The organism is Streptomyces sp. R44 (assembly GCF_041053105.1).
GTDB lineage: Bacteria > Actinomycetota > Actinomycetes > Streptomycetales > Streptomycetaceae > Streptomyces.
Genome location: NZ_CP163444.1, coordinates 7,632,831 through 7,654,667 on the forward strand (window position 1 = coordinate 7,632,831; position 21,837 = coordinate 7,654,667).

Below are 21,837 nucleotides of genomic sequence, written 5' to 3' on the forward strand. Positions count from 1 at the left end.
CCGCGCGTGAAAGATGCACCGGCCCGCCCCGGCATCAGACGGCCCCGATCAGTCCTGGGCCGCGTACTCGCCGCCACTCTCACCCTGGGCCTGACGGCCCCGCTCCAGGCGTGGGCGCACACACCGCCTCCGGCGCCCGCGCCGGCCGACCGGGAACTGCTCAGCAGCCCGACGGACCTCACGAAACTGCCCCGCCAGAAGAACGCCGGCCGCGTCCCGTTGGTCGCGCAGGCGACCCCCGGAGTCGCCATCATCGACGCGTCGGCAGCCGCCTCCAGCGGCGGCGGCAACGAAACGTCCATCGCGGTCAACCCGGCCGACACCAAAGAGATCGTCATCACCCGGTTCAACGGCTCCTGGTCGGGAGTCGGCGGCAGCAACGCGGATCTGCTGCACTCCCTCGACGGCGGCATCACCTGGACGAACCGCGCCACCATCCCCTTCCACGGCCTCACCGACACGACGAACGGCCCGAACGACCAGACCGTCGACTTCGACCGCAACGGCAACCTCCACGGCGCGTTCCTCACCTGTAGCTCCGCCACCGCGACGGCCGCGTTCTGCGCCACCTCCCACGTGGTGACCGGCTCGACGGACGACCCGACCGACGCGACGCACTGGCGCTGGTTCGGCAACCCGCCCACCCAGGCCACGAGCGGGACCCGCACGGGGACCGACCAGCCGTGGCTGCTGGTCAACCGCGACACCGCGAACGCCGCCCGGGACAACGCCTACATCGCCATGCAGGACTTCGGCGGAGCCCCGGACGGCCGCGTGGCCGTCTACGACGGCGCGGCCGCCGCCCAGCCCGCAGGAGTCAGCCGGGACAACATCGCCGGCACCATGAGCCCCCTGGTCACCAACGGGGCCCTGCGTCTGGCCAAGGACCCGCGCAACGGCACGATGTACGCGCTGTACCAGACCTCGACCGGCACCAACCAGACCAACAGCGTGCTCCGCAACCAGCCCGTCAGCGTCAACTGGCGGCTCAACCGGTCGACGGACAACGGCCAGACCTGGACCCTCAACGGCGACACCAACGGCATCGTCGTCGCCGCCGAGAACAGCGACCAGGGCCTGGGCTTCAAGTTCGGCGGCGTGAACGCGCTGCTCGGCGGCAACAACCACGCGGCGGTCGACCCCAGCAACGGCGATGTGTACGTCGCGTACGGCGCCGACACCGCCACCGGCAACAACCAGCTGAGGATGCGTCGGCTCACCCCCAACGGCTCCGGAGGGCTGAGCATCGGCGGAGCCGTGAACATCTCGGCGTCGACCGACGCGGCCCTGCCGTCCGTCGCGGTCCTCGACAACGGCACCATCGGCGTCCTGTACGACACCTTCGACGGCACCAACACCGCCGGATTCCCGGTGTTCTCCGCGCACCTGGCCCGCAGCACCGACCACGGCGCCACGTTCACCGACACTCTGCTGCAGACCTTCTCGTCACCGCAGACGGACCAGACCGGCTGCGACACCCGGCCGCAGCCGCCGAACCCGAACCCCCCGAACCTCAACTGCGCCCGGCAGCGCGTCCTCGGCGACTACCAGCAGCTGAAGGCCGTCGGGAACACCTTCTACGGCGCCTTCCCCGGCCACACCGGTGGCCGCGACCCCGTCGGATCGCCGCCGATCCACGCCCTGTTCTTCAGCATCCCGCAGCGCACCGAGACCTCCCTGTCGTCCTCGGCCAACCCCTCGGTGTACGGGCAGCCCGTGACCTTCACCGCGGCCGTACGGCCCGTCCCGGACGGCGGCACCGCGAGCTTCACGGTCGACGCCAACGCCCTCGGCGGAGCCGTCCCGGTCGACACGACGACGGGCCAAGCCACCTCCGACCCGATCGCCACGCTGAGCGTCGGCGACCACACCGTCGGCGCCACCTACAGCGGCACCACGGACTTCTTGGGCAGTACGGCCGCCGCCCTCACCCAGACGGTGAGCAAGGCACCGACCGTCACCACGCTCACCTCCAGCGCCAACCCGTCCTCGTACGGCCGGCCGGTGACCTTCACGGCCGTCGTCTGCCCGAGCGGCGCCAGCACCAGCCCCACGTCGGCACCGACGGGCACGGTCACCTTCCGCGACGGCACCACCGTGCTCGGCACCGGGACACTGGCCCCAGGTGGCGGTACGAACTGCGCGCGGGCGCAGCTCACCCACGCGAACCTGCTGCCCGGCAGCCACACCGTCACCGCCCAGTACAGCGGCGACGCCAACTACCTGGCCGGCGACCCCGCGAGCGTCACCCAGACGGTGACCTGCACCCGGACCATCACCGGCGACTACCCCCGCGACGTGTTCGCCAGCCGTGAGAGCACCTGCATCATCGACGCGAACGTGGGCGGCACCGTCCACGGCATCGCGCAGGGCGCGCTGTTCATCGGCAACTCGACCGTCGACGGCAGTGTCCTGTCGACCCGGGGCACCCTGTTCGCCATCTGCGACAGCCTGATCGACGGATCCGTCTCCGTCGCGCGCGCCACCGGATTCGTCCTCCTCGGCGACCCCGGTGACGACGGGTGCGCGGCCAACCGGATCACCGGAGGCGTACAACTCTCCGACAACAGTTCCGGCACCGAGCTCGTCTCCAACACCATCGGCGGCTCGGTCCAGGTGAACGGCACCACCGGCAGCGGACCGTTCCCGATCGACAACCGGGCCGCGATCGTCGGCAACACCATCGGCGGATCGCTCAGCTGCGCCCGCAACGTACCCCCGCCGACCAACCGGGGCGTCCCGAACACGGTGACGGGCACCCGTCGCGGCCAGTGCGCCGCCCTCTAGCCGTACGGCGACAGCAAAGCTGAAGGCCGCCACCCACCGGCGTGGGTGGCGGCCTTCAGCACGAGAATCACCTTCGTGTTCACACGGCTACGGTCAGCTCGTACCCGCTGCTCGTCATCGACTCGCACAGGGCCCGGCAGGCGCCCATGAGCTCGGCGAACTCGGGCTTGCTCTGCCACTCCTTCATGGCCGCCGGGTCCCGCCAGGCGGAGAAGGACACGAAGTGGAGCGGCTCCTTCAGATCACGGATGAGCCGCGCCGACAGGAAGCCGTCATTGGCCTCCTTCGTCCAGGTGAGGAAGGCCCGCCAGCGCTCCACGAACTCGTCGACGTCGCCCTCGGAGACCTGCCAGTTACCGGAAGCCCAGTACTTGCTGTCGTCGGTCATGGCACACCACCGCCTCGGCTTGGTCCCCCTTCCAGGCTAGCCAGAGCCAGGGACCACGTCGTCGGGGATCCGCCGTCGTCAGAGGTGGCCGCCGACCTGGTGGCCCAGGTGGCGGCCGCGCTGGACGACATGGCGCCTACTTCGGGTCTCGGTTGAACACCGCCTTGGACCAGAAGTAGCCGAGGGTGGCGAGGGCGAGGCACCAGGCGAGGGCGAGCCAGCCGTTGTGGCCGATCTCGGTGCCCAGGAGCAGGCCGCGGAGGGTTTCGATGGCCGGGGTGAAGGGCTGGTACTCGGCGATCGGCTGGAACCAGCCGGGCATCTGGTCGACCGGGACGAAGGTGCTGGAGATCAGCGGGAGGAAGATCAGCGGCATCGCGTTGTTGCTGGCCGCCTCCGCGTTCGGGCTGACCATGCCCATCCCGACGGCGATCCAGGTCAGCGCCGTGGCGAAGAGGACCAGGAGGCCGAAGGCCGCCAGCCATTCCAGGGCCGTCGCGTCCGTCGAGCGGAAGCCGATCGCCACGCCGACCGCGCCGACCAGGACGACGCTGAGGACGGACTGGATGACGCTGCCGATGACGTGGCCCGTGATGACCGCGCCGCGGTGGATGGCCATGGTGCGGAAGCGGGCGATGATGCCCTCGGTCATGTCCGTGGAGACGGAGACCGCCGTGCCGATCGTCGTCGAGCCGATGGTCATCAGGAGCAGGCCGGGGACGAGGTAGGCGATGTAGTCGGAGCGGTCGCCGCCGCCCATGCCCGCGCTCATGGTGTCGCCGAAGATGTAGACGAACAGCAGCAGGAGCATGATCGGGGTGAGCAGGAGGTTCAGGGTCAGGGAGGGGTAGCGCCGGGCGTGCAGGAGGTTGCGGCGCAGCATCGTCGACGTGTCACGGGCGGCGAGGGAGAGCGTGCTCATCGGACAGCTTCCTTCGGGTGGTCGGTGGCGGTGAGGGCGAAGAAGACGTCGTCCAGGTCGGGCGTGTGCACGGTGAGTTCGTCCGCCTCGATGCCGGCCGTGTCCAACCAGTCGAGGATGGACCGCAGTTCGCGCTGGCTGCCGTCGCTGGGCAGTTGCAAGGCGAGGGCCTCGTCGTCCGTCGTGGCCCCGGTGAGCGTGGCCGCGGCCGTGCGGTAGGCCTCGGGGTCGGAGAAGCGGAGCCGGATGTGGCCGCCGGGGATCAGGCGCTTGAGTTCCTCCGCCGTCCCCTCGGCGGCGATCTTGCCGTTGTTCAGGACCGCGATGCGGTCGGCGAGCTGGTCGGCCTCCTCCAGGTACTGCGTGGTGAGGAAGACCGTCACCCCGTCGGCGACGAGCTCGCGGATGATCTGCCACATGGTGTGGCGGGAGCGCGGGTCCAGGCCGGTGGTCGGTTCGTCGAGGAAGATGATCCTCGGGCCGCCGACCAGGGTCATCGCGATGTCCAGGCGGCGCTTCATGCCGCCGGAGTAGGTCGAGGCCGGCTTCTTCGCCGCCTCGGTGAGGTCGAAGCGCTCAAGCAGTTCGGCCGCGACCCGGCGGCCCTCCTGCTTCGACAGGTGGTGGAGGTCCGCCATCAGGAGCATGTTCTCCTCGCCCGTGATCAGGCCGTCGACCGCGGAGAACTGGCCCGTGACACCGATCGCCGCCCGGACGGACTGCGTCTGCGCCGTGAGGTCGTGGCCCGCCACCCGCGCCTGTCCGCCGTCGGCGGTGATCAGGGTGGACAGGATCTTCACGGCGGTCGTCTTGCCCGCGCCGTTCGGGCCGAGGAGGGCGAAGATCGAACCCTCGGGGATGTGCAGATCGATGCCGTCGAGGACGGTCTTGTCGCCGTAGGACTTGCGCAGGCCGGTGGCGGAGACGGCGGCCTTCGGCGGACGACCGTCCGCCTGACTGGGCATGGGCATGACAGAAGAAGGCATGGGGCCCTCCTGAGGAAGGGGGAGGGGCTGTGCGACGTCGAGGTGCTCAGGCCTTGGCGCGGCGGATGTCGATGTTGCCCCAGTTGCTCCTCGCGCGGACCTTGACGGTCTCCTCGGTCTGCTCCGGGGCCTCGGACGCGGCGAGCGCGTTGCGTACGTGCCCGCGGTTGGAGTTGACGTCCAGCCAGGCGGCGGTGCCCGAGCGGATGCCGATCTCGATGGAGCCGTTGGAGGTCTCCAGCTGGACCTCGCCGCGGGAGACCTCGGCGATGCGGAGGGCGCCGTTGGTGGCGGTGCCGGTGACCGACGACTCGGCGCGCGCGATGTCGATGCTGCCGTTGGCGCCGCTGACGCGCAGTTCGCCGGTCACGGTGCCGACGGTCGTGGCGCCGTGCGAGTTCTTCAGGACGGCGGGGCCGTCGACGACGCCGACGCGCAGGTTGCCGGTGCTGCTGGTGATCTCGGCCGTGCCCTCGACCCGTTCCACGGTGGTCTGGCCGTGCGACGCGTTCAGGTTCAGGGGGCCGGTGGTGTCGAGGCGGACGTCACCGGCCGTCGTCTTCACCCGGACCTCGCCGAGGCGCCCCTCGCCGATCAGGCTGGACCCGGTGCCGGTCATGTCGATGTGCGATCCGGTGGGCAGTTCCACCGTCACGTCGACGGTGCCGCCGCGTCCGAGCAGATTGGCCTTGGGCGTGGTGATGGTCAGGACGCCGCCGGCGTAGCTGACCTCGGTCTGGTCGGCCGCCCGTACGTCCAGGTCCTTCCTGGGGGCGCGGGGGCGCACCTCGACGACGGTGTCGGGGCGGTCGCTCGCGATGAACTGGAGGGAGCCGGCGTAGACGTAGGCGGTGACCGAGATCGCTTCGGGAGTGTCGAAAGAAGGCATGGCTGTCCCGTCCTCTTGAGTCTTCGGGTCGTCCCCGCAGGTGGGACGTGGTGTGGGTGAGGTGGTGCGGGAGGGGCGCGGTCAGCGCACCCAGCCCGTGATGCTCTGTCCGACGGTCGGGGACTTCTCCGGTGTACGAGGCCGGGTGCCGCCGCCGACCGCCGCCGACACGGCCCGCACCAGCCACGCGTTGACCGACAGGCCCTCGCGGGCCGCGGCCTCCTCGGCGCGGGTCTTGAGGTGGGCCGGCAGGCGCAGGTTGACGCGGGCGGTGCCGCCCTCGTCGCCCTCGGCGAGGGCCGGTGCCGGGAGCGGTTCGGTGGCGGCGTCCAGCTCCGCGGGGGCGCCGCCGGTCGGCGGGAGCGTCACCACGAAGTCGGGGTCGAGGCCCCGGAGTCGTACGTCGACCGAGCCGGGGGCGAGTTCACGGGTGATCTCGTCCGTCGCGGCGGAGAGCACGTTGAGCATGGTCAGTCGGGCCGCCGACTCCAGGGGAGCGGTGAGCCGCTCGGCCAGCTCGCGCGCCTCTTCGCCTCCGGCTTCGGCGGCCACCGCGAGTTCGCGGCGGAGGGTGTCGACATACGGGGTGAGGTCCATGACGTCATCATGGCACCACTATGGCGCCATGCGCAAGCGTAGGTGCGGGTGAGGTGGCGTGTGTGTCGTCGAGCTCCACTCTGACCTGCGCAAACGTGATGACTTTCGGCCGGATGGGTGTGGCGTCAGGCGTTCCCTGTCGACTCCTGTCACGCACGATGGCGCCATGTGGCACCAGCTGGTGCCACATGGCGCCATCGCAGGAGCGGGCGCGTCAGCTCACGCCGCGTCCCGCACCCTCCCCGTGAACTCCGGCCCCGGGACCGGCTCCCATGTCTCGTCGTACGTGAACAGCTGGGCCCGGAGGGACTCCGCCGGTTCCGTCATCGTGTCCCGGACCGTGGGCACGGTCAGCTGCGTGCTCGTCCCGCCGGCGGGGACGGAGAGCCACAGGCGGGTGCCGCCCTCCGTCACACCGGACAGCGGCCGCGCGGGATGCGGCACCTCGCCGAACTGTGCCTCGACCCAGGCGGGATCGAGGTCCGCCGTGGAGAGCTCCGGACCGTCGGTGACCGGCTTGAGGAGGATCTCGCCCGAGATCTCCACGTCGGCCGGCTCGGAGAGCGTCACCTTCCAGCTCAGGGCTGAGCCCTCGGTCACGTCGGCGGCGACGGGCGTCAGGCGCACGGTGGGCATGGCGTCGTCGTTCCGTGCGGTCACGCCGCCCCGGTGCGCCCCGACGACGGTGCCGCGCACCGCCTTGACGAAGGCGTCGTGCCGCACGTCGTAGCCGAAGCGCGTGTTGCCCCGTACCTCCACGGGCACGTCGATGTCATGGTGCCCCGGCCGTACCGTCACGGTGCGGGACGTGACCTCGTCGCTACCCGGCACCGGGACGAACAGGCGGACCTGTCCGCTGCCCCGTCCGGAGACCGTCACCGGCACCCGGTAGGTCCGGACCCCGGAGTCGCCCTCCGCGACGGTCAGGCGGCCGATGTCGACGCGCGTGAGCGGTGCGGGGTTCGCCGCCGGGGTGCCGGGGCGCCAGCCCCACGCGTCCATGAGCCAGGCGCTGCCGCTGCCGCCGCGCGGGGTCAGTTCGAGCGCGCCGATCCGCTTCAGGTCCACGCCCGCCCGTGCCGCTGCGGCCAGCGGTACGCGGACCTCGCGGCTCCAGTACGCGGCCGTGCGCGGGCTGCCCGGCAGTCCGTCGACGCGGGTACGGCCCAGGGACGCGCGGCGGCCCGAGGCGTCGGTCACGGCGACGTTCAGTTCGGTGCCGGTGCTGTTCGGCGGGACGATCACGCGCAGCGCCAGGGACTCGGCGCCCGCGAGGGAGACCGGCCGGGCCGGGCGGACCGTGACCGGGCGGCCCGTGCCCGTCCACGTCAACGCGACGGCGTCGCGGCCCGGTTCGGGCGAGGTCTCCCAGTACGCGAAGTGCGGTGACCACCCCTGCTCGGGCGAGAGGCAGGCGCGGGCGGCGTCCGGGTCGATCTGGGCGCACAGCCGGCCGCCGCCGGAGACGGTGACCGAGGAACCCGGCAGGAACGCCGGGGTGCGGCGGGCGCCGACGGCGTGGGTGAGGACCCGCGCCGGTCCCGCCGACGGCGCGCGGCGGCCGGTGCCGTCGAGCAGCGGCCGGACCGCGTCGTCGCCCCCGACGAACAGCCGGGCGGAGGCCGCGATGTACGTGGCGCCCGCGGCCTGCTGCTGCGTGGCCGTCAGCCGGGTCGCCGTACCGGGGGAGCAGACCGGGTCGACCCCGTCGTCGGAGGAGAAGTCGTCGATGGCCGGCGCCTTCGCCTGCCCCGGAGTCCACTCGCTGTTGAAGAAGTTGTGGTTGGCGCCGACGACGTAGGCCGCGCTGTGCAGGGCGGTGCCCTTGCTGACACCGCGGGTGCCGTCGACGTAGATCTGGCCCTGGAGGTCGGACACGTCACCGTCGCAGCCCGGCAGCAGGGTCGTGGAGGGCACGTCGGGGGCCGGGTTCTGGCCGAACACCGTGGGCCCGATGAGGACGTTGCCGCGGATCTTCCACCGTACGGCGCCCCGGTAGCCGTCCTGGGCGGCGGGCGGCGGGTTCAGGCTGTCGAGCGCGGCCCGGTTGACGCCCTCGCCGCCGCGGGAGTGCCCGACGAGGAGCACCCGCGAGAGGTCGGTGGGCGCGGTCTTCCGTACGGCCGCCGGGGCGGAGGCACGGTCGGCGGACCAGTCCGCCCAGCGGGCGAGGTGCAGCCGGACCAGGGAGGAGCGGGCCTGGGCGCCGGCGTCGTCCAGGTCCCCGTCCTGTCCGTTGATGCCGTTCGCGGCGATGGACACCGTCACGTACCCCTGGGAGGCCAGGAGCCGCTGGGCGCGCAGATAGCCCTGCTCGCTGGGGATCGGCCGGGTGCCCGCCGGGCACGGCCAGGTGATCCGTACGTCCTCCGTGCCCGGGGTGTAGCAGGTGTCGTGGCGGCCGTGCAGGAAGAGCGCGACCGGCCGCTTGCCCGGCGCTCCGGACGGGCCGACGACGGTGGCGCGCATCTCGACGGGCTGCGGGAGGCCGGGCAGGCGTACGGAGGAGAGGGCGTACTCGCCGCCGACGGTCCGGTAGGGGCCCGGGACTCCCGGGTCGACCGGATTCGCGGGAAGCGGGGCCGGCGGTACGGGGGCGGGGGCGAGGGGGCGTTCGGCGGCGGCACCGGCGCGTCCCGGCGCGTCGAGCCGTCGTCCGCCGGCCGTCACCCGCAGCTGCGCGCCCTCTTCGAGCCGGACGTCCCCGAGGGGCAGGGCGAAGGAGCGCCCGTCCGGCCAGGCGAGCGGGCGGCCGAGGAGCCGGTCGCCGGCGTGGAACTCGACGCGGGCGTCGCCCGCGGGTACGCGCTCGGGCGCCGTCCAGACCAGCTGCCTGCCCGCGCCGGTTCCGGTGACCTGCCAGCCCTCGGGGAGGGTGAGGTCTCCGAGCCGGCCCGAGGGCGCCCCCGAGGGCGAGGGGGGTGAAGGCTGCGCGGACGCCGGCCAGGGCGACGCCGCTGCCAGCGCGACTAACGCCACGGCGGTGGTCACGCCGCGTGTGACACGTATCAAAGCGGTCTTCCTCACGATCGATCTCGTCGGGGCACCGGCGGCCCGGGTTTCCGGCTTCTCCGGTGTCCCTCTCGATCCGTGAGGACGGTGACGGGCACCCGTCGGTTGTCTCATACCCCGTCAGAACCGCGACAGAGGACGGGTGTCGGCGCGAAAGGGCCGGCCCGGGTGGCGTGGAAGCCACCCGGGCCGGCCCCGGTGTCACGGTGAGGATCAGGCGACGTCGAACCGGTCCAGGTTCATCACCTTGTCCCACGCCGACACGAAGTCCCGCACGAACTTCGCCTTGGCGTCGTCGCTCGCGTAGACCTCGGCCAGCGCGCGGAGCTCGCTGTTGGAGCCGAAGACCAGGTCGGCGCGGGTGCCCGTCCACTTGACCGCGCCGGTGGCCGTGTCACGGCCCTCGAACGTGTTCTGGTCCGCGGAGGTGGACTTCCACTCCGTGCCCAGGTCGAGCAGGTTGGCGAAGAAGTCGTTCGTCAGCTTGCCGGGCGTCTCGGTGAGGACACCGAGCGAGGACTGCGGCTGCGTCACACCGAGGGCGCGCAGGCCGCCGACGAGGACGGTCAGCTCGGGCGCGCTCAGGGTGAGCAGGTTCGCCTTGTCGATGAGCAGGTACTCGGCCGGGAGGCGGTTGCCCTTGCCCAGGTAGTTGCGGAAGCCGTCCGCGGCCGGCTCCAGGGCGGCGAAGGACTCGACGTCCGTCTGCTCCTGCGCGGCGTCCACGCGGCCCGGCGTGAACGGCACCTCGACGTCGTGGCCGGCGTCCTTGGCCGCCTTCTCGACCGCCGCGACGCCCGCGAGGACGACGAGGTCGGCGAGGGAGACCTGCTTGCCGCCGCTCTGCGCGGAGTTGAAGGACTCCTGGACGCCTTCCAGGACGCGCAGCACCTGCGCCAGCTCGTCCGGGTTGTTGACCTCCCAGTTGCGCTGCGGCTCCAGGCGGATGCGGCCGCCGTTGGCGCCACCGCGCTTGTCGCTGCCGCGGAAGGAGGAGGCGGCGGCCCAGGCGGCGGAGACCAGCTGGGTGACCGTGAGGTCCGAGCCGAGGATCTTCTCCTTGAGGGAGGCGATGTCCGCGGCGTCGACGAGCTCGCCGGTGCGCGCCGGCAGCGGGTCCTGCCAGAGGAGCTCCTCGGACGGGACCTCGGAGCCGAGGTAGCGGACGATCGGGCCCATGTCACGGTGGGTGAGCTTGTACCAGGCGCGGGCGAAGGCGTCCGCGAACTCCGCCGGGTTCTCGTAGAAGCGGCGCGAGATCTGCTCGTAGACCGGGTCGAAGCGCAGCGACAGGTCGGTGGTGAGCATGGTCGGGAGGTGCTTCTTCTCCGGGTCGTACGCGTCCGGGATGATCGCCTCGGCGTTCTTGGCGACCCACTGGTGGGCGCCCGCCGGGCTCTTGCTCAGCTCGTACTCGTACTCGAAGAGGTTCTTGAAGAAGCCGTTGCCCCACTGGGTCGGCGTGGTGGTCCAGGTGACCTCCAGGCCGCTGGTGATGGCGTCGGGGCCCTTGCCGCTGCGGAAGGTGCTCTTCCAGCCGAGGCCCTGCTCCTCCAGGGAGGCGGCCTCCGGGTCCGCGCCCACGTTGTCCGCCGGGCCGGCGCCGTGGGTCTTGCCGAAGGTGTGGCCGCCGGCGATGAGGGCGACGGTCTCCTCGTCGTTCATCGCCATCCGGCGGAAGGTCTCGCGGATGTCGCGGGCCGCGGCGACCGGGTCCGGGTTGGCGTTCGGGCCCTCCGGGTTGACGTAGATGAGGCCCATCTGCACCGCGCCGAGCGGGTTCTCCAGCTCGCGGTCGCCGGTGTAGCGCTCGTCGCCGAGCCAGGTGGTCTCCGGGCCCCAGTACACGTCCTCGTCGGGCTCCCACACGTCCGCGCGGCCGCCGGCGAAGCCGAAGGTCTCGAAGCCCATCGACTCCAGGGCGACGTTGCCCGCGAGGATCATGAGGTCGGCCCAGGAGATGTTCTGGCCGTACTTCTTCTTCACCGGCCACAGCAGACGGCGTGCCTTGTCCAGGTTGCCGTTGTCCGGCCAGCTGTTCAGCGGCGCGAAGCGCTGCTGGCCGGCGCCGGCGCCGCCGCGGCCGTCGCTGATGCGGTAGGTGCCGGCGCTGTGCCAGGCCATGCGGATCATGAACGGGCCGTAGTGGCCGAAGTCGGCCGGCCACCAGTCCTGCGAGGTGGTCAGGACCTCGGCGATGTCCTGCTTCACGGCAGGCAGGTCGAGGCCCTCGAAGGCCTTCGCGTAGTCGAAGTCCTCACCGAGCGGGTTGGCCACCGCGGGGTTCTTGGCGAGGATCTTCAGGTTCAGCCGGTTCGGCCACCACTGGCTGTTGCCGCCGCCCTGGGTGGGGTGTGCGGCACGCCCGTGCGCGACGGGGCAGCCCCCGGCGCCCTCCGCCTTCGCGTCGGTGACGATTGCTTCGTGGTTCTCAGACATCGGAATCCTTCCGGACCTGGCGGACACAGTGCTCAGGAAGTGCGTTCGGCGGACGGGCCTCCCGCGGGTCTCACGTGTGCTTCTCCCGCCGTGCTGGAGTCTTCCTGTCCCTTGGCCATCTTCGAAACCGATCCTACGATGGACGATGTCCAAGTCAAGAACCACGCCAAGTTTGCCGATGCCGATGAGGTGAGACATGAGTGACCTGCTGGAGCGACTGCGCGCGCGTGGCTGGCGGATGACGTCCCAGCGCCGGGTGGTCGCGGAGGTCCTGGCCGGGGATCATGTACACCTCACCGCGGACGAGGTCCACGCGCGCGCGGTCGTGCGCCTGCCGGAGATCGCCCGGGCGACGGTCTACAACACGCTCGGCGAGCTGGTGGCCCTGGGGGAGGTCGTGGAGCTCTCCACGGACGGGCGGGCCAAGCGGTACGACCCGAACGCCCACCGGCCGCACCAGCACCTGGTCTGCTCGAACTGCGGGATCATCCGCGACGTCCACCCGACGGGGGACCCGCTCGCGGTCCTGCCGCCCGCGGAGCGGTTCGGCTTCACGGTGGCGACGGCGGACGTCACGTACCGGGGGCTCTGCCCGGGCTGCGCCTGAGCGCGGACATACGGGAGGAGCCCTCCACCGGTGTCGGTGGAGGGCTCCTCGGTGTCCCGCTTGGGGGCGGGGACTACTTCAGGACGGAGAGCGCGTCCTCGTAGCTCGGCTCGTCGGCGATCTCACCCACGAGCTGGGCGTGCAGCACCGTGTCGTTCTCGTCGAGGACGACGACGGCGCGGGCGGTCAGACCGGCCAGCGGCCCGTCCGCGATCTCCACGCCGTAGTTGGTGTGGAACTCGCGGCCGCGGAGCGTCGAGAGGTTCTTGACGTTCTCCAGGCCCTCGGCGCCGCAGAAGCGGGCCTGCGCGAAGGGCAGGTCGGCGGAGATGCAGAGGACGACCGTGTTGTCCAGCTGCCCGGCCTTCTCGTTGAACGCGCGGACGGAGGAGGCGCACGTCGGGGTGTCGACGCTCGGGAAGATGTTGAGGACCTTGCGCTGACCGGCGAAGTCCTTGAGCGACTTGTCCGCCAGCCCCTCGGCGACGAGCGTGAAGTCGGGGGCCTGGCTGCCGGGGGCCGGCAGAGCACCGTTGACCTGCACGGGGCTGCCCTTCAGCGTGACCTGGGCCATGGGGATCTCCTTCAGACGTAAGAGTGGCAACGGGGGGAATCGTACGGAAGGCGGGCCCGCTCCCACGACACGGGCCGCCGCGATCATTTCCAGCCGATTCACGCATATGAACGGACTGCTCTCGTGCGGCGCCGCTGCGGGCGACTCGCAGGGTGCGTCCGCCGTGAACGAGCAGTCTTGACGGCCCTGGTGCAGACCTTTAGGTTCCATCCTCGACAGTCGTCGCCCGTTCACATACGTGAAGAAGGGGTAGCCCCATGACCCGATGGTTCACCGCCCCCCTGCTCCTCGCCGGTCTCCTGGCCGCACTGGTCGCCGTCCCCGGAGGCGGCCGCGCCGAAGCCGCCCCCACCACCTTCGTCCACCCCGGCGTCCTCGTCTCCCGGGGGCAGCTCGACTTCACCCGAGAGCAGGTCACCGCCGGAGCGCAGCCCTGGAAGGGCGCCTACGACCAGATGCTGGCGAGCGAGTACGCCTCCCTGGCCCGGGTCCCCAAGCCCCGGTCGGTCGTCGAGTGCGGCTCGTACTCGAACCCCGACCACGGCTGCACCGACGAACGCGATGACGCCCTCGCCGCGTACACGCTCTCCCTCGCCTGGTACATCACGCGCGACAGCCGGTACGCCGAGAAGGCCATCGAGATCATGGACGCCTGGTCCGCCGTGATCACCGACCACACCAACTCCAACGCGCCCCTCCAGACGGGCTGGGCCGGCTCCTCCTGGCCGCGGGCCGCCGAGATCATCCGGTACACCTACACCGGCTGGCCGCAGACCCGCGTCGACCGCTTCAAGAGCATGCTGAGGAACGTCTACCTGCCCGAGGTGACCAACGGATCCCAGTCCAACGGCAACTGGGAGCTCAGCATGACCGAGGCCGCGATCGGCATCGCCGTCTTCCTGGAGGACCGCGCCGCCTACGACAAGGCCGTCACCAAGTTCCGCGGCCGGGTCCCCGCGTACATCTACCTCACGAGCGACGGCGCCCTGCCCAAGGCGGCCCCGGGCAGCGGACTCGACACCCGCGACGAGCTCGTCCGCTACTGGCAGGGGCAGACCACCTTCGTCGACGGCCTCACCCAGGAGACCTGCCGCGACCTCACCCACACCGGCTACGGCCTCTCCGCGATCTCGCACATCGCCGAGACGAGCCGCATCCAGGGCCAGGACCTCTACCCCGAGGTCGCCGACCGGCTGCGCCACGCCCTCGGACTCCAGGCGAAGTACGAACTCGGCGAGCCCGTCCCGTCCTGGCTCTGCGGCGGCACACTCAAGGACCACCTCGGACCCGTCACGGAGGTCGGCTTCAACGCGCTTCACGGCCGCATGGGCCATGCGATGACGAACACCCGGAAACTCACCGAGACCAGCCGGCCGGCGGGCACGAACAACCTCTTCGTCGCCTGGGAGACCCTCACCCACGCGGGCAACCCCCGCTGAGCGGAGGGGAGTCGGAAGGGCCGTCAGCCCCGGACCGCCGTGAAGCGGGACGGCGGAGTGCCGAAGGTGCGGGTGAAGGCGGCCGTGAACGCGGCCGGCGAGGCGTACCCCAGGCGGCCCGAGACCTCGCTGACCGTCGCGGTACGCAGCAGGGGGACGGCCGCCAGGAGCCGGGCGCGGGACCGCCAGACGGCGGGGCTCTCGCCCGTCTCCGCACGGAACCGCCGGGTGAACGCCCGCTCGCTCAGCGCGGTCCTCGCCGCCCAGTCGGTGTTGGTGACCGTGGCGTCCGGCCCGGCCAGATACTCCCGGCACAGCACCGCGAGATCCGCCGAGGCGGGGATCCCGACGTGGAAGGGGAGCGGGGAGCGCGCGGCGATCTCGTGCAGCAGCAGCGTCGCGATGGCGCCCTCCCGGCCCGACAGGCTGTAGTCGGCCGCGAACTCCACCGCCGCGAGCAGCAGTTCGCGCAGCAGCGGCGGCACGTCCACGACCGTGCAGCGCGCCGGCCACCACGGGACGGCGCCCGGCTCCACGTACAGGCTCCGCGTGCTCACCCCCAGCATCCGGACCCGGTGCGGGGTCGCGGCCGGGATCAGGACCGCGCGCTCCGGCGGGACCGTCCACGTGCCGTCGGCGGTCTCGACGACCATGACCCCGGTCGCGCCGTAGAGGAACTGCGCCCGCCGGTGCTCGTGCCAGTCCAGGACGTGCCCGGCCGGATAGTCGGTGCCGATGGGCAGGACGGCCCGGTCGAGGTGGTCGACGGAGTCCAGCGGGATGTTCTTCACCGGACCACCGTACTGGCCGAGACACGAAGGAATCCTGCCGACCATCGCATGCGGGAACCATCGGCGAGCTGATGGTCTTGACCCCATGGACATGGTGACGCTGATGGCGATCGGGCTCCTCACCGGAGCGACGACGGTCTTGTTCGGGTTCGGCGGCGGGTTCGTGGCCGTCCCCGTAGTGGTGTGGGCGGACGCCGCCCTCGGCAGTGCCGCCGTCCCCGTGGCCACCGCCACCTCGGCCCTGGTGATGGTCGTGAACGCCGCCTTCGCCACCGCCGTCACCCCACGGCCGGTGCTCCTCGCCCTGCGCGGCAGCGGCGCCCTGCTGCCCCTGCTCGCGGCGGGCGCCTGCGCCGGGGCGTACGCCTCCCGTCTCGCCCCACCGGACCTGGCCCGCTGGGCGTTCGTCGCGTACACCGCCCTGACCGCCCTCGACCTGCTGCTCCGGCCCGGCTTCCTCCGCGCCGCGAGCGGACCGGGCGCGGAGCCGGAGCGGGCCCCGAGGCCGCTGCCGGCCGGCGCGGGCGCACCGATCGGCGCGGTCGCCGCCTTCCTCGGCGTCGGCGGCAGCGTGATGACGGTCCCCGCGCTGCGCCGGGCCGGTCACCCCATGCGCGTGGCGACCGCGCTCGCCAACCCCCTCACCCTCGCCGTCGCGCTCCCGGCCGTCGCGGTCTCCCTCGCCGGCTCCCCGCCCCCGGCCGCCACGGCGAGCGGCACGGGTCTGGTCGGTCTTGTCGACCCGTACGCGGCGGGGGCGCTGCTCCTCGGAGCCCTGCCGGTCATCGCCGTCCTGCGCCGCCGCCCACCCCGGATCCCGGACCGCGTCCACGCGTGCGCGTACCTCGGACTGCTCGCCCTGGTGGCCCTCGCGATGGTGCTCACCGGGCCCTGAGCGGGGCGGTCGGTGATCACCCGCCCCGTGGGCGCCGTGACCCTCACGCGTCACCGGCCGTCGCACGGCGGTCTCAGTCGGCTGCCCGGCGCAGGGCGCGGACGGCCGGGACGGAGAGCATGACGGCGATCAGCACGAGGCCCATGACCGAGGAGAAGAGCAGCACGCGGTCGGCGCCCACGCTGTCGGCGGCCGGGCCGGACAGGGCCCGGCCCAGCGGGATGACCATGATGGATCCGGCCACGTCGTAGGCGGAGACCCGGCTCAGGACGGCGAGCGGGATGTGCGACTGCACGCTCGTCGCCCACATGACGCCCCAGAAGGCGAACCCGCAGCCGGCCACCACCCCGGTGACCGCCGTGACGGTGAACGACCAGCCGAGCGCGGGCGCCAGGGGGTTGAGGGAGAAGAAGAACATGGCGCACGCGCCCGCGACGAGCGGACGGCTCGGCCGGACCCGCATGCCGAGCAGTCCGCCGACGATCGTCCCCGCGCCGTCGGCGGACGCGATCCAGCCGTAACCGCTCGCCCCGTGCTGCTCGGTGAGCAGCGCCGCGCCCAGCGGCAGGGCCGGGCCGAAGACGAACAGGCCGTAGACGGCCCACACGGCGATGACCCCCCACAGCCAGGAACGCGACCGGAACTCGTGCCATCCGGTGGCCAGACGCCGCAGGATCGGCTCGTCGCTCTCGTCCCGCGCCGTGCAGAGCTTCCGCAGCGGCGCCAGGCCGAGCGCGCTGCACGCGTAGAAGGCGGCGATGACCACGAAGGACCCGGCGACGTCCCAGTACGCCACGAGCAGGCCGGAGAGACCGGGGCCGAGCAGGGTGCAGATCGACTCGGAGATCCGCAGCAGCGCGTTGGCCCGCTGGATGTCCTCCGCGACCCGGGGCACCAGGCTCGCCAGACCCGGCTGGAACATGGCGGTCGCGGCGCCGCTGAGCGCGAGCAGCGCCATCATGTGCCACAACCGCATGTCGCCGGCGGCGAGCAGCGCCGCGAGCGCCAGCATGGCGACCATCCGCACCACGTCGGCGCCGACCATCATCACCTGCGGGGTGAAGCGGTCGGCGAGCACGCCGCCGAACAGCACGAGCAGGACGATCGGCGTCATCCACGCGGCCAGCGCGTAGCCCACGCCCGCCGCCCCGTACCCCGCGCCGAGCACGGCGGTCGTGAGCGAGACCATCAGCATGCCGTCGGCCAGGAGCGAGGTGCTGCGGGCCGCGAAGAACAGCCGGAAGCGCTGCGAACGCCACGGGCTGGGAAGGGAGTATTTCTCCCGCTCTACGGTCATGTCATTCGTCGTCATGTCAGCCGCTCTACGGTCACGTCATTCGTCGTCATGTCAGCTGCGCCGGTCCCGGCCGGCCCCTTCCCTGAGAATCCGCTGCCCGAGCCAGGCACTGGTCCGGTCCGCCTCCGCCGGCGCGTCCCGCACGATCACGTACCGGCGCGGGGCCAGCACCCCCGGACGGCCCGGCAGAGCGTCCATCAGCGCCGCGTGCGCCTCCTCCGGGGTGAGCGGGGAGCCGCCGCAGGCGAGGAAGGCGGTGAGGCCGTCCTCGTCCGGTGCGCCGTCGGTGACGTGCACGGGGACCCCTCCGAGCGCCCCGCTCAGGACCTCCGCCACCTCGGGCGGCGACACCCACGAGCCGTCCACCAGGCGCCACCCCGCACCCCGCTCGACCGGCCGGACACCCGTCACCCCGGTGAGCGCCGTGAGCGGCACGTCCTCGGTGGCGGCCGCCTCCAGGAGCCGTACCAGACCGGTGAGGAACCCCTCGGCCTCGTCCGGCGTGAACAGCGCGGGGTCGACCCACATGCCGAGCCGGAGTACGGGCGTCGTCTCGTCGACGAAGGTCAGGACGCGGGCCGGCAGCACCTGTGCCGGCCCACGGACCACGTCGAGTTCGGGCCGGTCGGCGTCCGCCGCGGGTTCCGTGGGCAGCGTGCTGACGTCGTTGAAGACGACGTCACGGGCGAAGCGGCTGCCGCGCTCGTACGTGACGGCGTCGATCATCTCCCAGAGGCGGACCGCGTCGAACTGGCTGTGCCGGTAGGCGTTGAGCGCCGCTCCCCACGCCTTCCGCAGCAGCGCGTCGAAGGACGGCACCCGCACGTCCAGGGAGAGCAGCGCGTCCTGCGACACGGTGTTCACGGAGCGGGCGAGCCGTGGCAGGAACCGGTTCGAGGTCGGCACGGCGGCGACGCACGAGGACTGACCCGTGCGGTGGGCGATCAGCGCGCACCAGGCGGTGAGGAGCACCGTGGACGGCAGACCGCCGGTGCGCTCCGCCACGAGGGCGAGCGCCTGGGCGCCGCGCAGCGAGCGGAGCGTGAGCTGCTCCGCCTCGACCTCGGCGCCGACGGCGCCCGGCTCCGCGAACATGGCCTGGGGGCCGGTGCGGATGATCCGCTCCCAGTGCCGCAGGGACGCCTCGGACCTCCGGAGCCCGCCCGGGGTCGCCTCCTCGGCGGCCAGGTCGAGCGGGGTGAAGGCGGTCACGGCGGGGAGCGTCCGGCCGGCGAGCAGGGCGTGCCAGTCCTCTTCGAGCACGGAGAGGGCACTGATGTCCGTCACGGCGTGGCTCGCCGCGAGCGCGACGGACAACGGCACGCCCTCCACGGCGACCAGGGAGATCCGCAGGCCGAAGTCCCGGTCCAGGTGGAAGCGGCCCACACGGTCCCGGCGGGCCAGGTCCTCGGCGTGGCCTTCCGGGGGCTGCTCGTCGTGGTCGACGACCGTGACGGTGAACTCCCCTTCCGCCGCAACGACTTGCTCGCGTGGCGCCTCGCCCGGGGCGTGCGGGAAGGTCGTCCGCAGTGCCTCGTGCCGCACCACCAGGGCGCGCAGCGCGTCGATCGCCGACTCCGTCCCGGTTCCCTCGGGCACGGGCCACACGGCGTGGATGTTGATGTGCTCGGGCTCGTCCCGCAGCATGCAGCGGATCATGTTGGCCTGGCCCATCGTGACCGGGCCCCGCCGCTGCTCCCCGCCCGCGTAGCGGACGGTGACGGTGTACGTCTTCGTCATGCGATGCCCTTCGGGAACTCCGGTCGGTTCTCGCTCGCCCGGACCAGGTCCGCCCAGGCGTCGATCAGGAGGGCGAACTCCGCCATGTCCTCCCGGACTTCGTCGACGAGCCGCTCGCGGCGGGCGGCGAGGAAGTCCGCCGCCTCGGTGTAGCGGCCGCCGAGCTTGCGGTAGGAGCGGTCGACGACGTCGAGGCGCTCGGTCTTCTCCCCCGGGTCGACGCGCGTGCTCTCCCGGACGAGACCGGCGACGGCGGAGGCCCGGAGCCCGCCACCGGCGTCGAGCAGTGATGCGCCGGCCGCCGCCGTCCCGGCGTACACCGAGTGGAGGTGCGGAGTCGCGAGGAGGAACTTCGCGAACCGCAGCTGGTAGGCGAGGAAGCCTGCGTCTGAACGTCGTTCGCCGGTATGGAAGTTGACGATGTGCCGGTTGTGCAGCACACCGGGCAGCCGGGCGTCGTGGACCAGGTGCAGGAGGAAGTAGTCGCTGCCGATGGTGTCGGTGGCGGGCGGCAGCGGCACCCGGCCGTACACCTCACGGGCGAGGGCGACGTTGCACATGTCGACGCGGGTGGGGCTGACGGTGGTGAGCGTGGTCAGGTCACCGGTGTACGCGGCGGTCCCGGCGCCCCGGAACGACTCGGCGATCAGGTTCCTGCGCCAGATCTCCGGATAGCCGTCCGGTACGGACAGGCCGATGACGTCCTCGTACACGAGGGGGTCGAGCCGGCGGATCTCCGCGACGTCCACGGACATCTCGCCGACGAAGGAGCCGCCGACCAGGGCCACCGGACGGTGGGCGTGCGCGGGGTCGAGTCTGCTGCGGGACACGAGCCCCGCCACCTCGGCGGCCGGCCGGCCGAGGGCCGTGAGCTCGTGGTGGAGCGGGAAGACCGGCTCCCCGTCCAGGTGCTGGTAGCGGCTGTCGGAGTCCCTGCGGTGCACGGACGCGCAGCCGAGGGCCTCCGCGAACAGGAAGGCGCGGTTGGTGCAGGCGCCGTAGGACACCCGGGACGGGAGCATCAGGCCGAGCATCCGGTCCGGCTCGGCGGTGCCGGAGCGCGTGACGAGCTCGCGCAGGAAGGCCCGCTGGGCGGTCTCGTCGAGGTGGTGGACGACCACACCGGGTACGCGGGGGAGCGCGGCCACCACCTGCCGGTGCTCGGCGAGCACCGGGGCCGCGGAGGAGTCCAGGATCAGCAGGTGCACCTCGGCGCCGAAGCGGCGGGCGCCGTGGGCGGCTTCCGCCGCGACCGCCCGGATGGTGTCGGGGCAGGCGCGGTGGGTGGGCAGGGTCAGGCAGACACGGCGCACGCCGGCTCCCCGCCCGCTTCCCCGGCCGTCCGTCCGCCCGCGGCCTCGCCCGTGTCGCTCCACGAGGTCAGCCCGAGGAGGCGGCTGCCGAGCTCGTTCAGGGTGGCCGTGGGGTAGCGCTCGGACTCGTGCAGGACGGGGTCGCCGACGAGGGTGCGGTTCCAGCGCGGGGTGCGCAGGTGCCGCCAGGACTCGACGCGGGACCTCCGCAGCTTCGTGTGCTCCTCCAGGGCCGGCATCATCGACAGGTACTGGACCGCCCGCACCTGGTCGGCCGAGGTGTTGCGGGCCACGCCGTGGGCGAGGAGACCGTTCCAGATCAGCAGGTCGCCGGGGCGCAGGTCGGGGCGGACGACGGGGAACTCCGTCCGGTCCACGGCGGGCCGGATGGGGTCACGGCCGGCCGGCTGCCCGAGCTTCCACTCCTCGAACCGCCGGAAGAGCTCCGGGCAGCACTGGAAGCCGCCGGACTCGGGGCGCGTGTCGTTCAGCGCGATGATCCCCTGCACCCGCTGCGGGGGCACGCCGAGCGTGGTGTCGATGTCCCAGTGCAGCTCGATGTCGAAGCCCCGGTCGGTGGGTTCGATCAGGGCGCGGTCGCGGTTGCGGACGTTGGGCGGGTTGAGGTTGAGCCGGTCCTGGGTGACCCACAGCTCCTCGCAGTCCCACACGTCCACGAAGGCGTCGTAGACGCGCTGGGCCTGGCGGCTGTCCCAGAGGAGCTGGTGGTGGTACGCCTCCACGAAGCCGTACACGTGCAGCTGCTGGTCCAGCTCGGAGCGGAACGGCCGGTCCTCGTACCAGCTGTCCGGCCGGTCGGGGTCGAGGCCCTGGAAGTCCCAGGTGAAGTCGAGCAGGCGGCGCGCGGCCTCGGCGGGGATCGCCTCGCGGACGACGACGTAGCCGTACGTCTGCCAGTGGGCGAAGTCCTCCTCGGACAGCACCCGCAGCGGCCGCGACTTCTTCAGCTCCCGCAGGGTGGTCGCGGCGAGGTACGACTCGCCGTCCGCGCTGAAGTACGGCAGGTCCGAGGCCGCCCGGTGCAGATAGGGGCGGCGGACGGGTCGGGGCGGAGCGGGTGTGGGCATGGGGGTCCCTCCAGAGGCGGTGGCCGGAGGTCAGGCGGCCACGTCGTTCAGAAGAATTGGTTTAGACCATCGG

The 21,837-nt window shown here is 72.2% G+C and carries 17 protein-coding genes; 4 read left to right on the forward strand and 13 right to left on the reverse strand.

The genetic code is table 11. The annotated features are described in order from the left end of the window. The first annotated feature begins 6 nt into the window (after positions 1 to 6). A complete protein-coding gene (locus tag AB5J54_RS35460; RefSeq protein ID WP_369148029.1) occupies positions 7 to 2,787 on the forward strand; it encodes an Ig-like domain repeat protein in 2,781 nt (926 codons plus the stop codon). A 79-nt stretch (positions 2,788 to 2,866) separates the two neighbouring features. On the opposite strand, the gene AB5J54_RS35465 is transcribed toward AB5J54_RS35460, so the two are convergent. The 7 genes from AB5J54_RS35465 to katG form a co-directional block, all read right to left on the reverse strand. Next, complete coding sequence (locus AB5J54_RS35465) at positions 2,867 to 3,175, reverse strand: antibiotic biosynthesis monooxygenase family protein (protein ID WP_369148030.1); 309 nt, start codon at positions 3,173 to 3,175, stop codon at positions 2,867 to 2,869. A 136-nt stretch (positions 3,176 to 3,311) separates the two neighbouring features. After that, a complete protein-coding gene (locus tag AB5J54_RS35470; protein ID WP_369145689.1) occupies positions 3,312 to 4,097 on the reverse strand; it encodes an ABC transporter permease in 786 nt (261 codons plus the stop codon). Further along, positions 4,094 to 5,083 carry an ATP-binding cassette domain-containing protein gene (locus tag AB5J54_RS35475; RefSeq protein ID WP_369148031.1) on the reverse strand — a complete coding sequence of 330 codons (990 nt, stop codon included), beginning with the start codon at positions 5,081 to 5,083 and terminating at the stop codon, positions 4,094 to 4,096. The genes AB5J54_RS35470 and AB5J54_RS35475 overlap by 4 nt, the downstream gene beginning before the upstream one ends. Positions 5,084 to 5,129: 46 nt before the next feature. After that, entirely contained in the window at positions 5,130 to 5,972 is an 843-nt protein-coding gene (locus AB5J54_RS35480; RefSeq protein WP_369148032.1) for a DUF4097 domain-containing protein, read from the reverse strand. A gap of 81 nt (positions 5,973 to 6,053) precedes the next feature. Further along, entirely contained in the window at positions 6,054 to 6,569 is a 516-nt protein-coding gene (locus AB5J54_RS35485; protein ID WP_369148033.1) for a toxin-antitoxin system HicB family antitoxin, read from the reverse strand. A 219-nt stretch (positions 6,570 to 6,788) separates the two neighbouring features. After that, the gene (locus AB5J54_RS35490) at positions 6,789 to 9,581 is read right to left on the reverse strand and encodes a hypothetical protein (protein ID WP_369148034.1); all 2,793 of its coding nucleotides are present in this window, start codon (positions 9,579 to 9,581) and stop codon (positions 6,789 to 6,791) included. A gap of 213 nt (positions 9,582 to 9,794) precedes the next feature. Further along, positions 9,795 to 12,020, reverse strand: coding sequence for a catalase/peroxidase HPI (gene katG, locus AB5J54_RS35495; RefSeq protein WP_369148035.1), 2,226 nt, complete (start codon positions 12,018 to 12,020; stop codon positions 9,795 to 9,797). Positions 12,021 to 12,216: 196 nt separating this feature from the next. Here katG and AB5J54_RS35500 point away from each other — a divergent pair, with 196 nt between their 5' ends. Beyond that, the gene (locus AB5J54_RS35500) at positions 12,217 to 12,627 is read left to right on the forward strand and encodes a Fur family transcriptional regulator (protein ID WP_369148036.1); all 411 of its coding nucleotides are present in this window, start codon (positions 12,217 to 12,219) and stop codon (positions 12,625 to 12,627) included. Between the two features lie 73 nt (positions 12,628 to 12,700). Here the strand turns inward: AB5J54_RS35500 and tpx are convergent, their stop codons facing one another. Beyond that, positions 12,701 to 13,201, reverse strand: a complete 501-nt coding sequence (gene tpx, locus AB5J54_RS35505) for a thiol peroxidase (RefSeq protein ID WP_369148037.1) — start codon at positions 13,199 to 13,201, stop codon at positions 12,701 to 12,703. A 257-nt stretch (positions 13,202 to 13,458) separates the two neighbouring features. On the opposite strand from tpx, the gene AB5J54_RS35510 reads away from it, so the two are divergent. After that, the gene (locus tag AB5J54_RS35510; protein WP_369148038.1) at positions 13,459 to 14,640 is read left to right on the forward strand and encodes an alginate lyase family protein; all 1,182 of its coding nucleotides are present in this window, start codon (positions 13,459 to 13,461) and stop codon (positions 14,638 to 14,640) included. 23 nt (positions 14,641 to 14,663) lie between these two features. On the opposite strand, the gene AB5J54_RS35515 is transcribed toward AB5J54_RS35510, so the two are convergent. Beyond that, on the reverse strand, positions 14,664 to 15,431 hold the full coding sequence (locus tag AB5J54_RS35515) for a helix-turn-helix domain-containing protein (protein ID WP_369148039.1): 768 nt from the start codon (positions 15,429 to 15,431) through the stop codon (positions 14,664 to 14,666). 85 nt (positions 15,432 to 15,516) lie between these two features. Here AB5J54_RS35515 and AB5J54_RS35520 point away from each other — a divergent pair, with 85 nt between their 5' ends. After that, positions 15,517 to 16,326, forward strand: a complete 810-nt coding sequence (locus tag AB5J54_RS35520; protein WP_369148040.1) for a TSUP family transporter — start codon at positions 15,517 to 15,519, stop codon at positions 16,324 to 16,326. A gap of 73 nt (positions 16,327 to 16,399) precedes the next feature. Here the strand turns inward: AB5J54_RS35520 and AB5J54_RS35525 are convergent, their stop codons facing one another. The 4 genes from AB5J54_RS35525 to AB5J54_RS35540 are packed head-to-tail and all read right to left on the reverse strand — an operon-like array spanning position 16,400 to position 21,764. Further along, complete coding sequence (locus AB5J54_RS35525) at positions 16,400 to 17,638, reverse strand: MFS transporter (RefSeq protein WP_369148041.1); 1,239 nt, start codon at positions 17,636 to 17,638, stop codon at positions 16,400 to 16,402. Between the two features lie 36 nt (positions 17,639 to 17,674). Beyond that, a complete protein-coding gene (locus AB5J54_RS35530) occupies positions 17,675 to 19,363 on the reverse strand; it encodes a condensation domain-containing protein (RefSeq protein ID WP_369148042.1) in 1,689 nt (562 codons plus the stop codon). Beyond that, positions 19,360 to 20,676, reverse strand: coding sequence for a DUF6271 family protein (locus AB5J54_RS35535; protein WP_369148043.1), 1,317 nt, complete (start codon positions 20,674 to 20,676; stop codon positions 19,360 to 19,362). The genes AB5J54_RS35530 and AB5J54_RS35535 overlap by 4 nt, the downstream gene beginning before the upstream one ends. After that, a complete protein-coding gene (locus tag AB5J54_RS35540) occupies positions 20,658 to 21,764 on the reverse strand; it encodes a phytanoyl-CoA dioxygenase family protein (protein WP_369148044.1) in 1,107 nt (368 codons plus the stop codon). The genes AB5J54_RS35535 and AB5J54_RS35540 overlap by 19 nt, the downstream gene beginning before the upstream one ends. Positions 21,765 to 21,837: the final 73 nt, after the last annotated feature.